General features: G+C 50.5%; 12 protein-coding genes. All 12 read left to right on the top strand.

The window, feature by feature from the left end:
• The first annotated feature begins 57 nt into the window (after positions 1–57).
• The 12 genes from MNU25_RS19490 to MNU25_RS19435 all read left to right on the top strand — a co-directional run bounded on the left by MNU25_RS19490 (position 58) and on the right by MNU25_RS19435 (position 13,171).
• Positions 58–1,077 carry an ABC transporter permease gene (locus MNU25_RS19490; protein ID WP_240986583.1) on the top strand — a complete coding sequence of 340 codons (1,020 nt, stop codon included), beginning with the start codon at positions 58–60 and terminating at the stop codon, positions 1,075–1,077.
• Between the two features lie 12 nt (positions 1,078–1,089).
• Positions 1,090–2,025 carry an ABC transporter permease gene (locus MNU25_RS19485; RefSeq protein WP_240986582.1) on the top strand — a complete coding sequence of 312 codons (936 nt, stop codon included), beginning with the start codon at positions 1,090–1,092 and terminating at the stop codon, positions 2,023–2,025.
• 270 nt (positions 2,026–2,295) lie between these two features.
• On the top strand, positions 2,296–3,291 hold the full coding sequence (locus MNU25_RS19480; RefSeq protein WP_240986581.1) for an ABC transporter ATP-binding protein: 996 nt from the start codon (positions 2,296–2,298) through the stop codon (positions 3,289–3,291).
• 103 nt (positions 3,292–3,394) lie between these two features.
• Positions 3,395–4,456, top strand: a complete 1,062-nt coding sequence (locus tag MNU25_RS19475) for an ABC transporter ATP-binding protein (protein ID WP_277350704.1) — start codon at positions 3,395–3,397, stop codon at positions 4,454–4,456.
• Positions 4,457–4,603: 147 nt separating this feature from the next.
• Positions 4,604–5,977 (top strand): acyclic terpene utilization AtuA family protein, encoded by a 1,374-nt coding sequence (locus tag MNU25_RS19470; protein WP_240986580.1) that lies wholly within the window; start codon positions 4,604–4,606, stop codon positions 5,975–5,977.
• Positions 5,978–5,989: 12 nt separating this feature from the next.
• Positions 5,990–6,313 (top strand): DUF4387 domain-containing protein, encoded by a 324-nt coding sequence (locus tag MNU25_RS19465; protein WP_240986579.1) that lies wholly within the window; start codon positions 5,990–5,992, stop codon positions 6,311–6,313.
• A 95-nt stretch (positions 6,314–6,408) separates the two neighbouring features.
• A complete protein-coding gene (locus tag MNU25_RS19460) occupies positions 6,409–7,185 on the top strand; it encodes a gamma-glutamyl-gamma-aminobutyrate hydrolase family protein (RefSeq protein ID WP_240986578.1) in 777 nt (258 codons plus the stop codon).
• Positions 7,169–8,065, top strand: coding sequence for a DMT family transporter (locus MNU25_RS19455; protein ID WP_240986577.1), 897 nt, complete (start codon positions 7,169–7,171; stop codon positions 8,063–8,065). Before MNU25_RS19460 ends, MNU25_RS19455 begins: the two co-directional genes overlap by 17 nt.
• Positions 8,066–8,134: 69 nt before the next feature.
• Positions 8,135–9,199, top strand: coding sequence for an alanine/ornithine racemase family PLP-dependent enzyme (locus MNU25_RS19450; protein WP_240986576.1), 1,065 nt, complete (start codon positions 8,135–8,137; stop codon positions 9,197–9,199).
• Positions 9,200–9,730: 531 nt separating this feature from the next.
• A complete protein-coding gene (locus tag MNU25_RS19445) occupies positions 9,731–10,165 on the top strand; it encodes a hypothetical protein (RefSeq protein WP_240986575.1) in 435 nt (144 codons plus the stop codon).
• An 82-nt stretch (positions 10,166–10,247) separates the two neighbouring features.
• Positions 10,248–10,928: a Crp/Fnr family transcriptional regulator gene (locus MNU25_RS19440; protein WP_240986574.1), complete on the top strand. Its 681-nt coding sequence runs from the start codon at positions 10,248–10,250 to the stop codon at positions 10,926–10,928.
• Between the two features lie 752 nt (positions 10,929–11,680).
• Positions 11,681–13,171, top strand: a complete 1,491-nt coding sequence (locus MNU25_RS19435; protein ID WP_240986573.1) for an SLC13 family permease — start codon at positions 11,681–11,683, stop codon at positions 13,169–13,171.
• The last annotated feature ends 43 nt before the right edge of the window (positions 13,172–13,214 follow it).

Here is a 13,214-nt window from a genome sequence, read left to right as displayed (position 1 = left end):
GCGCAGGGTAAAGAATCTTTGCCCTGCGCTGCCTCCAACCCAACCCGGACGAAAGGGGTGAGGATCCTGAGAACGGCAAAAATCATCCAAAGAATCCTGGCAACGGTTCCGATAGTGCTGGGTGTCGTTATTTTGGTTTTTGTCTTTATGCGTTTTATTCCCGGCGATCCGGTAGACTTGATGATGGGGCAATCAGGTAATGTCAGCCGGCAGGAAATTGCCGATTTACGCGCTCAATTTAACTTGGACGCTCCCGTCTATGTACAGCTCTATGATTATTTAGGCAAAGCGGTGCAGGGCAACTTGGGAGAGTCATATATGGAGAAGAGGCCGGTTATCGATTTGATTGGTCAGGCCCTGCCCGCAACGCTCGAATTGTCATTAATGGCAATCTTATTTGCGCTGATAGTGGCGATTCCCATCGGGGTCTATTCGGCAGTCAAACAGAACTCTATTCTTGATCGTGCCAGTATGGGGATATCTTTCCTGGGGGTCTCGATGCCCGGTTTTTGGCTGGGGATCTTGTTAATGCTGATCTTTTCCGTCAAGTTGGGGATTGCACCTACCCAGGGGCGTATTGCCTATGGTACCGGTTTAGTCAAGGTTACGGGATTTTACGTGTTCGACAGCATCCTTACCGGAAACTGGGCGGCTTTGAGAAGCTCCCTCGCTCACTTGATCCTGCCGGCCATTACCTTGGGTTCTCCGACCGCCGCGGTGGTGGCCCGGGTGGTTCGTTCCAGCATGCTGGAGGTTATGCGGCAAGATTATATCGTCTTGGCTCGCGCTAAGGGCTTGCGGGAGTTCCGGGTGGTCGTCAGGCACGCCCTGCGCAATGCCCTGATTCCGACAGTCACCGTGTTGGGGACGGAAGTCGGCGCTTTGCTCGGGGGCAACATGATTGTGGAAACCGTCTTCGGCTGGCCGGGGCTGGGCCGCCTGGCGGTGACCGCCATCTTTAACCGGGATTATCCCTTGGTGCAAGGAGTGGTCATGTTCTATGCGCTCGTCTTTGTCATGGCAAATTTGGGTGTCGATATCTTGTACACATATCTCAACCCGAAGATTTCGCTGTAGGAGTGTGAGAACGTGAGCAAAAACAACAGTGCGCCGGCTTTGGCCGGGCCGAGTGCGGATCCGCGTTTCAGGGCTGTGCGGCGGCGGATGCACCGGCTACTAGAATTCTTGACTGAGCTCAAAGGAAATCCAGCCGCCTTGATCGGTTTGTTGGTTCTTCTCTTCTACATTGGCATGGCTGCCTTCGCCCCCATCATCTCACCCCATTCTCCTGTGCGCATTCATCTGGACGAGAGGCTCCTGCCTCCCTTTTGGCTGCCGGGCGGCACCTTAAATCATCCTTTAGGCACAGACGTTTTGGGGATGGATTTGTTGTCCCGGATCATCTATGGAGCCCGGATATCTTTGGCCGTAGGATTTTTGTCGGTGGGCATCTCGGTTATTTTCGGTGGGATTCTGGGCCTGTTGGCCGGATATTTTCGCGGGCTGTTTGATGAAATCATCTGTCGAGCAGCCGATCTCCTGCTGGCGTTCCCTTTCTTGATTTTCGCCATCGGGGTCATGGCTTTCATGGGCCCGGGCTTTGTGAATCTCATCCTGGCCTTGACTTTCAAAGGGTGGGTGGAATTCTTTCGCCTGGTCAGAGGAGAGGTGATGGCGGAGAAGACAAAGGAGTATGTGGAAGCGGCCAACGCCTTGGGGGTAAGCCACCTGAGAACAATTCTAGGCGAGATTTTGCCCAATATTATTCATTCAGTTACGGTTCTCGGCACCTTACGCCTGGGCTACATGATTATTATGGAAGCCTCATTGAGTTTCTTAGGGCTTGGTATTCAGCCGCCCACCCCGGCCTGGGGATCGATGATTAACGCCGGCCGCGATTATATGATGAATGCCTGGTGGATTGCCACCCTGCCCGGAATTGCCTTATTGATTCTAGTTCTCTGCATTAATCTGTTCGGGGAGGGTTTGCGGGATTTAAGCGATCCCCGGCTCAAACGCAACTGATCAGATATCCCTGTCGGCAGAGGGAGGGAGCGGCCAGTTCGAGCAGTCGTCTCTGCTGAGGCCGTTCATCCGTCCCCGTCGGCAAAGGATACTCGGGAGGTCGGCGAAGGATACCCCGAAAGTTAAGTCAGACCGGTACGACAGGCGCTGCCAAGCCTGTCCCCGGCCACAAAAGGCCCCGGAAGCCGAGAAGAGCCTTTGCTCAGGTCGGAAATTCACTCTGACCCGGGGCTTCCGGACTCCGGCTTCCGGAACGAGAGGAGTGGAGTCATGCTGGCAATCGAGCAGTTGACCATGATCTATGAAACGAAACGCGGCAGGGTCAAGGCTGTCAACAAAGTCGACCTGTCTTTGGGGACAGGGGAGATCTTGGGTCTTGTCGGGGAGTCGGGCTGTGGTAAGAGTGCTACCCTGCTCACTATTCTCGGATTGGTGCCTTACCCGGGCAAGGTAACCGGTGGCCGCATCATCTTCCAAGGAGAGGATCTCCTGCAGAAAACACCGGCAGAGTTGAGGAAAATCCGGGGTAAAGAGATTGCGATGATCTTCCAGGATCCCATGACCACACTCAACCCTGTGTTTAAAGTGGGGGAACAGATCAGGGAGTCTTTACAAATTCACGGTTTAATGAACGAACAGGCGGAAGGGGGTTGGTTCAAAGGAAGAAAACGCAAAGAGAGTGAAGTAGACAGGGTTTATCAACTCATGCGGGAAGTCGGGATACCTTCCCCGGAAAAACGCTATTTTGAATATCCCTTCCAATTCAGCGGCGGGATGCAGCAAAGGGCGATCATAGCCATTGCCTTGGCCTGCTCGGCCCAACTGCTTTTGGCCGACGAGCCGACCACCGCCTTGGATGTTACGATTCAGGCTCAGATCCTGGAACTGCTGGCAAAAATCAACCGAGAACGGGAGACTGCCATGGTCCTAGTCACCCATAATCTGGCTATGGCCGCGGAGTTCTGCCAGAGGATTGCTGTCATGTATGCCGGCGAGATTGTGGAACAGGGGCCCACAGACGAAGTGTTGGAAAAACCGAAACATCCCTATACCCAAGGGCTTTTGCGCTCAATTCCCCGGATAGGTAAGGTGAAACAGAAGCTCGAGCCGATTCCGGGAACCGTTCCCGACTTGGCTTCTTTAGAAGATGGAACCTGTCCTTTCTATCCCCGCTGCGCTCAGGCTCAACCTGCCTGCTTGGAGGATGAATGCACTCTGGAAGACGTGGGCGGCGGACACTGGGTAAAATGCGCCCTTTATAACTAAGCAAAACTCGGCAGTACTTACGCTGGGGAGGGGACAGACGGTGGCAAAAATCTTGTTCGGATTTCTACCCCCGCTTTCCCTTCCCCCCATGGGGAGGGGACAGATGTTGGCAAAAACCCTCACAAAAACGCGTGATCCCGTTGCGATCTGCGATGGGGGGAGGGGACAGACGTTGGGAAAAACCCCTTTGGTCGAGCTTCGTGGCTTGAAAAAACACTATGTGCTGAAGAAAAGCATGTTGGAAAAACTCGCCGGAGGCCGGGAACAGGTTGTTAAAGCTGTGGACGGGGTAGATCTGCAGATCTTCAACGGCGAGACGCTGGGCTTGGTCGGTGAGAGTGGCTGCGGTAAGTCAACCTTGGGCAGGACGATTTTGCAGCTTCACCCGCCCAGCGCCGGGGACATTATTTTTGACGGTAAACCTATCCATGATCTCAAGAGGGAGGAACGGCGGGATTTCTGTCGTCAAGCGCAGATTATCTTTCAGAACCCCTACTCCTCCCTCAACCCGAGGAAAAGCGTCCGGCAAATTTTGGCGCTGGCTCTCCGAGCGCGAGGTCTAAGCGATCCTAACTTGCAAGAAGAAGAAATCCGCCTGCTTTTACCTAGAGTGGGACTATCGGAAGCGCATATTGACAGGTATCCTCACCAATTCAGCGGGGGACAACGCCAGCGGATTGGGGTCGCGCGGGCCTTGGCGCTGAAGCCTCGCTTTGTCGTGGCGGATGAACCCGTTTCTGCTCTGGATGTTTCGGTCCAAGCTCAGATCATAAATTTGCTGGAAGAACTGCAGGCGGAATTTCAACTCACTTATCTGTTTGTCGCCCATGATTTGAGCGTCATCCACCACATCAGCGACCGGGTGGCCGTGATGTATTTGGGCAAAATCGTAGAAATCGCTGAGACGGAGGAATTGTTCAATGATCCGCGGCACCCTTATACCCAGGCTTTGCTCTCCGCCATTCCAAGAGTAGACAAAGAAGCCAGAAGCACCCGAATTCTCCTGACGGGAACTGTTCCTACCCCCATCGATTCGCCAGCCGGGTGCGCCTTTCACCCTCGGTGTTTTAAAAGAAAGGGCCGCATCTGTGAGGAACAGCCGCCGGATTTGGTCTATGATTCTTCTTGGCATGGTGTGGCCTGCCATGCTTGTCAGATGCTTTAGATGTGATTGCCCCGTGAAGTGCACCGGTTCTTTCAGTCCCTGAGCAAAGTATCCGGGGGCAACTGGTTATAACCGGCTGCTATGAGCAAAGCGACAAGGGAAACGGGCAGTGCAAAAGGGAAACGAGAGTGAAAGGGGAAATAAGCATTGAAAGAGGAATTGAAATTTCTATGTCCGAACGGTCATCTTGGCTTTGCCCCGACCAAAGAAGAAAGTTATTATTTGGGGGTTCAGGAAAAGCCAGACTTCATCCTTTGTGATTCCGGCAGCGATGACATTGGCCCGGGACCTCTGGGTGCGGATGTTTGCGCCAGCCCCAGAGAGTGGCAGACACATGATCTGGAATTAATGCTGGTAGAAGCGCGCAGGCTCGGGGTGCCCATGATCATAGGATCCGCGGGAGACACCGGTACTAACAGCCGGGTCGACATGTATGTAGAGATTATCACGGAACTGGCGCGCAAACACAACCTACCCAAGTTTAAACTGGGTTATTTTTACTCCGAAGTGAATAGAGCCTATCTAAGGGCAAAGATGGACCAGGACGAAAGGATTGAGGGTTTGGACGGACGGCCTGACTTAACTTATGAGGAACTGGCCAAAACCGACCGAATTGTCGCGGTGGCGGGAGTTCATCCCTTTATGAAGCTGCTGGAAATGGGGGCGGATGTCATTATCGGGGGACGTTCCAGTGACTGTGCTATTTTCGCTGCCCCGGCCATGTTCCATGGCTTTTCGGCGGATTTGTCGTATTATCTGGGCAAAGTTCTGGAATGTGCTTCCTTCAACGCCGAACCCTATGGCGGAAAAGAGTCGGTTTTGGGTACGATCACCCGGGAAGAGGTCAGGGTCAAAGCCATGCATCCCGCACAGCGCTGCACGGTGGCCTCAGTCTCGGGTCATGCCATGTATGAAAGATCGAATCCCTTTTTCGAATATGTGGCCGGCGGGGTCTTGGATATGACCCATTGTCACTATGAACAGTATGATGAAAAGACTTGCAAGATCACAGGTCCCGAGTTCCACCCCATAGAGGGAAAAACCAAAGTCAAACTGGAAGGATCAGGCAAAATCGGGGAACGCTATATTGGGATTGCAGGCATCAGGGATCCCTATACGATCAAGAATATTGAGCAAGTGATTGGCTGGGCGAGAAAGCAAGTGGAGGAGAAGTACGGGACGAACGGCTATGAACTGCATTACCGTATCTTTGGCAAAAACGGGGTCATGGGCGATTTGGAACCGGTCAAAGAGATTAAGTCCCATGAACTGGGTATTATTGTTCAAGGGGTGGCGCCCACGAAGGAGATGGCGGAGGAGATCACCATGATCGGTACCCGTCAGCTCTTCTACGCCCGTCTGCCGGAGGTCAAGGGTACGGCGGGAGGGGCCGCTTTCATGCTGGATGAAGTACTCCCAGCTTCTCCGGGTTATATGTGGACGCTGAATCATGTGGTTGCAGTGGATGATCCGTTGGAGCTCTTCCCGGTAAGACTGATTGAAGTAGGAAAAGAGGAATAGAGGAGGTTCAAAATGAAAACCAGGAAATTGGTGGATCTGGCGAAAACGATCCGAAGTAAGAACGCGGGTCCGGATAAGATTACATTTGACATTATCTTCCGGGAAAAGGAGAATTATGATTTGGTGAAAAAAAGCGGAGTCATTAATCGTGAATTGATCTGCAATATTTATAATTTACAGGAAAGGGAGATTGCCGACTTTGTGGAGTTCGATCCGGCTTATGCCATCAAGTTTACCATGTATCGCCGCCGACCCAGCGGCAGCCCGGGGGAATCGGATGTCTTCGGCTGCCAGCAGTATGCTCCGCTTCTCGACATAGAGATACCGGTAGGCTGAACTGAACTGTAAGAGCAGGACGGAGAACGAGATTTTTGAAACCTGCCCTGGGGTTTAAGAGACCTAGGCGGAAGTGCCTTTAAGAGCAGAGAGAGGTGGAGACGACGAAACCCCTTATTGGTATAAACTGTGCTTTTCAAGCTGAAGGTGATCGGTTTAACGATCGACTTCATCTGGCTCGCATCTATGTCCAGGCTGTAGAAAAGACAGGGGGAATACCCATACTCCTTCCGATCGTTGAGAACGAAGGCAGCGTACGGGCCATGATGGATGAAGTGGATGGATTGTTAATGAGCGGAGGGGGCGGGTTACCCGCAAAGTTTACCCGTGACCAAACATTGCCGGGTCTGGCGGAGCAAAACCCCATCCGCCACCGTTTTGACGTCCAAATCGTCAAGTTGGCTTTGGAGCGTGATCTGCCGATCTTGGGCATCTGTCGCGGACACCAGACGGTCAATGAAGTGGCTGGGGGAACGCTGCATCTTTCTTTACAGGAAAAGACCCGGCAAGAGCACCGGCAGGAAAGCCCGGATGACCAGGTCTGTCATCAGATCCGGATTGCGGAGAATTCTCGTCTGGCTTCTTTCATGGGGACCACCGGAGTGGGAGTCAACAGCTTTCATCGCCAGGCGGTTGATAGGTTGGCTCCAGGCATGCGGGCTGTGGCCTGGGCAGACGACGGTATCCTCGAAGCCTATGAAAGTGATCGGCATTTGTTTGTGCTGGGCTGCCAATTCCACCCTGAATCTTTAATGGTCAGGGATAGCCGTTTCGCCGCGATCTACGGTGCTTTCGTTCAGGCCGCGACCCAGTATCACGACAAAGTATCACGGCCAGGTATCAGGACCAGGTATCATGAACGTGGCCATTAATTTAAAGACCCGCTGGACTGCGGATACCGGGTTGGTGATAGCCGCTTCCTTTTGGGGTTTTGACACGATTTTGATTAAGCTGACGATCGTGACTTTCCCCCCCTTGTTTTATCTTGGCATCCGCTTTTTGTTAGCTGGGGCCATTATGAGCGTTCTCTTTTGGCCCAAGATTACTTCCCTAGGGAAGAGTGCCTGGTTTTGGACGTGCCTGGCTGGGACCTTGCTCTTTGGCGGCTTTGCCTTGCAAACAGTGGGGTTGCGGTATACCACCCCCGGGATATCAGCCTTTCTTACCATGACGTATTTTATGTTTGCACCGATATTCAAATCGCTCATTTCCCGTAAATTGCCAGAGAGCAAGTTGATTGCGGGCATATTGCTGGTCGCAGTTGGCATGTGGTTACTCTTTTTCCAAAACAGGTTCGTATTTGGGCTGGGGGAATCATTGACGCTTCTGTCGGCTGTGCTGTTTGCGATGCATATTCTGGTGGTAGACAAAGCCGTCAATTTAGTTAACTCGGTAGCCTTGGCAACGATCCAAGTAAGTGTCACAGGTTTTTTAAGCATAATATTGGCTTTGATCTTGGAGCCCTTCCCCCGTGAGTTTACATCTTTATCAGTTTTAACCATCGGCTTTGGTATTCTTTTCGGCAGCATTGGAGCCTATTTGTTGCAGACAGGGGCACAGAAGCTGACACCGCCTTCCCATGTCGGACTCTTGTTAAGTTTGGAAGCGATTTTTGCGCTCCTGTTTTCTGTGCTCTTTGGCTTGGATGTGCTCACCAGGAACGGTATCTTGGGATTGGCTTTGGTTTTCCTGGGTACCATTTTGGCAGAGTGGACGCGACCCCAAAAAACACCGGCAGGAAATAAGGCTTGAGGATTTAGAAAACTTAACTAATTTTTATCCATGATGGTCGACATTTATGTGGCAAAGGGGGAAAAGCCAATGGGTTTACCCGAAATCGTAATAGATCTTGAGAAGATTAAATCAAATGTTCGAACCGTACGCGCTTTGGCCGACCCTTTAGGTATTGAAGTGGTAGGGGTAACTAAAGGTGTTTTGGGGGACGTACGCATCGCGGAGGCTTTCTTAGCGGGAGGGATTACAACGCTTGGCGATTCACGCTGGGAAAATCTCCAACGCCTGCGTCAGGCTTTCCCTGATGTATCCTTGATGCTATTGCGGATTCCGGGTTTGTCTCAAATAGAGAGGGTGATCCGGTGGGCTGATATCAGCCTGAATTCTGACTTAGAAGTACTTCAGGCCTTGTCGGAAGAGGCTCTCCGCTGCAACAAACAGCACAAGGTCATTCTTATGGTGGACCTCGGTGATCTGCGTGAAGGAGTCTGGCCCCAGGATTTGCCTGAATTGACAAAGAGAGCCCGTCTGCTGCCAGGAATCCGGATTATAGGCCTGGGTGCAAATTTCGCTTGTTACGGTGGTTTGATACCCACAGTTGAGAAGGTTAAGCAACTGGTTGAGCTGGCCGATGCCATGGAGGGGATTTTAGGATATTCGCTGGCCGTTATTTCCGGAGGCAACTCGGCAAACCTGCCTCTGGTCCTAAATCAAACCATTCCTCAGCGCATTAATCAACTGCGCCTTGGCGAAGGTATCCTGCAGGGGACGGAGAGCATTCAGAGGCGGCTGCTGCCGGGGTCGGTGCCTGATGCGTTTGTACTCAGGGCTGAAATTATTGAACGCTATGAAAAACCGACGCTTCCTCTAGGGGAAACCGGACAGGATGCTTTTGGTAAGCTGCCAAAGTTCACCGATGAAGGATGGCGCAAACGGGGAATCTTGGCTTTGGGGCGCCAGGATGTACCTTTGGAAGGTTTGATGTTGCGCGATCAACGGTTGAGGATTTTCGGAGCGAGTTCGGATCACCTTATCGTCGACTTGACCGAAGCCGGGGAACTTGCGCTGGGTTCGATCGTGGAGTTTAATCTGAGTTATGGAGGACTCCTGGGGGCGATGACTTCCCCGTATGTGGAAAAGAGGTATGTCTAATGACATCATACCAAAGAATTGATGTTTTGATTCCCTTACTCAAAATATGCATGGTCTGCGGTGGGCATGCAGAGGGAAATGCCCACCATAGAAGGAATTAAATTCAATGAATTATTTCATGGAACCGACAGGTGTGGCCATCATCGGGGCTAGCCAGGATTTTGCGACTATTAACGGAAAAATCCTCAAATACTTATCTGAAACGAACTGTAGCCATCTTGTTTTTTAAACCCCACATTATGGCATAACGTTTTTAGCTTGAAGGTTTTCATCACATCCACTATAATAGTGTCAATCGAATAGCCATGGACTTGGAGAACATTTTCAATCTCTTGTGATAGGTTTCCGTACGGCGCATCCCCCAGCCTCCAGCTTTCCGGTTCGGTGGGGGGTAGTCGCCCTTCTAATCCGCTAGGTAAGTAAGCCATAAGCATTACCTGTTTGCGTCCCTTTTCCCCCGGTTCGCACCGTGCTGCGTGCCACTTTCATAGCACACGGCGCTCCTTCAAATAATTAAAGACCTTGACTTAAGTGAACGACGAAGTTGTTGAGGAAAGAATTTCCCACAGTTTGAGAGAAGTTTGTCTAAAAGTGCTGGAAAACAGCCATACTTCTTTTAGCAGTTTGACTGCCCTGTTGGAGAGTACGGGAATCGGAACGACGATCTATGCCGTCAAACCGGGTGATGGCTCTGCCCGGGAGCAGGCCGCCTCTTGTGAGAAGGTTTTGGGCGGGTGGGCTAATCTCGCTAACGAATATGCTGCCAAACGCTATCGAAGCAACCTGATCAACTGGGGGATGCTGCCGTTTACGGTGGACAGCGTTGTGGGCCTGAGTCTTAACGTGGATGATTTCATTTCTATTCCGGAAATTCGGGCGGAAGTTAGCCGTGGCGAGGAGGTAATACCGGCCGAACTCATAACCTCGGCCGGAGTCAAACCCATCGGGCTGTGGCTAAAAACCTGACAACTAATGGAAGGGAAATCATTCTGTTAGGTTGTTTGATCAATCATTACGCTGATAAACTTTAACCGTGGGGGGATTCCCTTTGGATTTTAATAGTGCGTTAGAGCAGAATCCGGCAGTAACTGTCAGTACTGAAGAAAGTGAAAGATTTATGAGACTTGCCGAAAGGATGACTTTTAAAGCCGGTGAGACAATTTTTGAAGAAGAAAATTCCGCTCGCTTCGTTTATCTAATTGAAACAGGTCACATAAAAATCTTCCGGATTTCCCCTTTCGGAACGATTGTCACGGTCGGTATCCGAAAAAGCGGCGATGTCATCGGAATTGCCGAAGTGCTCCGGGAGATGGACAGGTGTTGCTTTGCGAAAACGATCGAACCATCTGTCCTATGGAAGATGGATGGCAATAAATTTAAAGAATTGTTGTGTTGCCGCCCCCAGCTCGCCCTGAAAATTGCAGCTACCCTTAGCAATCGCCTTAGGGAGGCCGAGACAACCATATTAAATCTTATGACATTCGAAGTTGACAGAAGACTTGCCAGGCTACTTATCTCCCTAGCAGAAAAAGGGGTCTCTCCAGGAGAAAAGGGGCTAAAGCTGAATATTAAACTGACTCAAGATGAAATTGCTACGATGATTGGAACTTGCCGTCAAACCGTGACCACGACCTTGCATAAATTTAGGGACCAGAAACTTATTTATTCCAGTAAAAGGAATATAGAAATTACTGATCTTGAAAACCTAAAACGCTTTGCTGGGCTTTGAGGAAAAACATGAATTAATGGCTGCTTTGTCTCCGGACTGAGCAGCTTTATTTGCATATCAGAAAGTATAAAATCTGGGGGTGCACAAGTGCAACTTCGGCTCCTCTTAACTAGATTCCCCTGAAAAAGTCCGTATTTTATAACATCCAGCCAACGCCTCCGCTGGTAAACCCTTTATTCATGCGGGTTGGGTTGGATATCTTTGGCCGAAATTTCTTCGAATTAGCAGTTTTTCAGGGGACTCTAACTAGATTCCCCTGAAAAAGTCCGCATTTTATAACATCCAGCCAACGCCTTCGCTGGTAAACCCTTTATTCATGCGGGTTGGGTTGGATATCTTTGGCCGAAATTTCTTCGAATTAGCAGTTTTTCAGGGGACTCTAACTAACCGATCGTTTTCAACGATCGCGGCACAAGCCGAGATTGTTTACGGAAATGTGACATCTTCATTCTACTTTGTGAACGGGTAGTTCATGATTGTTTCTTTGGCATCAGAAAGTATGTACCCAAGTATGTACCTGTTACCCCCCCTTTTTTTTGGAAGCATTCTCCCCCCCGTGACTGAACAGAATAATAAGGATTACTAATATTTATTATCAGTTTATCTGATTTTTTCTTTGTAAATGTCCACTGAACGACATACGTGCTTGTGAACACATGGTACAATTGTGATGAGGTTTAAGTCTGGCCAGAAGCCCGGGCAGGCTGCGTTAGGCTCAAGAAGTCTTCCTAGAAAGGATTGGTGTTCAACCTATGGCAAACATACCCATAGAATATTGCGATGAAAAGGCCTCGGGTTTTTCACTGCTGAGAAATGCCAAGGCTGCAGGCATCAATGGGCGAACTGCCATCATCGGTTTTTTTCTGTCATGGATCGCTTTTGCTTTAATCGTCATGGTCGTTCCCGTCGGTAAAGGGTTGACGTTTGCCGGCCGTGCCACTTTGGCTGTCACAGTCTGGGCCATTATCACATGGCTGACGGATTCTGTTCCCAAAGCAATCTCGGGTCTGGCTATCCCATTGCTGCTAATTATCAGCGGAGCCTTTAGCCAGATACCCAAGGCTTTCTCTGGCTATACAAACAATACTACTTTTCTTGTAATCGGTACTTTCTTGTTTGCAGCGGTGATGAGCTGTGCGGGACTGGACCGTCGTATCGCTTTCGCGATGGTCGGGAAGTCCTCCAAAGTAGGCTCGATCATCCGGGGAGTTTTTCTGGCAAATCTCGCTTCGGCTTTGTTCATTCCGGCTACTGTGGCTCGTGCTTCAACTTATTATCCTGTGGTACAGGGATTAAAGGATATCTTCAAAGGACACGAAGATGAAGCAAAAATCAGAAAGGCGATTTCTATTGCGGCTATAGGATTTTCCGCCTCTCTTGGCGCACCGCTGTTTCTGACATCACACATGCCAAACGTGGTGGTGGCAACCATTTTGGCAAAGACTGGTTCCATTGATCTGTCCTGGACAAAATGGTTCCTTATGATGTGGCCCATGGTCGGACTTACTCCGATCATTTTCTTCTGGCAGAAGTACCATTTTAAAGTTAACAGTCTGAACATTCCGGGCGGAGCTCAAGCAATCGGGCAGGAAAAAGCATCCCTGGGCAAAATGCAGGTGGTTGACTGGTTAATTCTGGCTTGCTTCGCCATAGCGGTTGCGTTATGGGTAACCAAATCGCTGAACCACATGCAAACCGGGATGGTCACTTTGCTGGCACTATTGGTTTTGTTTATACCCGGTTTATTGCCAATCGGCTGGAAAACGCTGCAAGGAAAAACAATGTGGGGAACCTGGCTCATGCTGGCCGGCGCCATTTCGCTGGCTTCAGCCTTATCTTCTACGGGCGTCGCGAAACTAATCGCCTCGAATGTTTTCAAAGTAATCCCTCATGTTAGCGGTATTTTAGTCCTCTTGATGGTCATGGTTGCCATCCAAATCTTCCGCCTGGGAATCGCCAGCAGTGTAGCGGCAACCTCTTTGATAGCTCCCATACTGGTCGCTTTGGCTCCAATGCTCCATCTAAACCCGGTACCATTTGTCTTAAGTGTGGCCATTCTCGATCCCTTTACCTTTTTAATCCCGGTAGAATTGGCCTCTTGCGTCGTTGCCTATGGCTCTGAGGATTTCAGCTTTGTCGATTTCTTTAAGGCAGGCGCTCCGGTAACCCTGATGGCGATTGTCTATGTCCTCGTGATCATGGTTCCATGGTGGAGCCTCATGGGCTATCCTTTGGGTCACTAATTTCACAAATGTCCAGCGCACGACTTTCACTTTTCCTTATTCA

This window comes from Acididesulfobacillus acetoxydans (assembly GCF_902729405.1).
Taxonomy (GTDB): domain Bacteria; phylum Bacillota; class Desulfitobacteriia; order Desulfitobacteriales; family Desulfitobacteriaceae; genus Acididesulfobacillus; species Acididesulfobacillus acetoxydans.
This window is presented reverse-complemented; position numbering and strand designations above follow the sequence as displayed.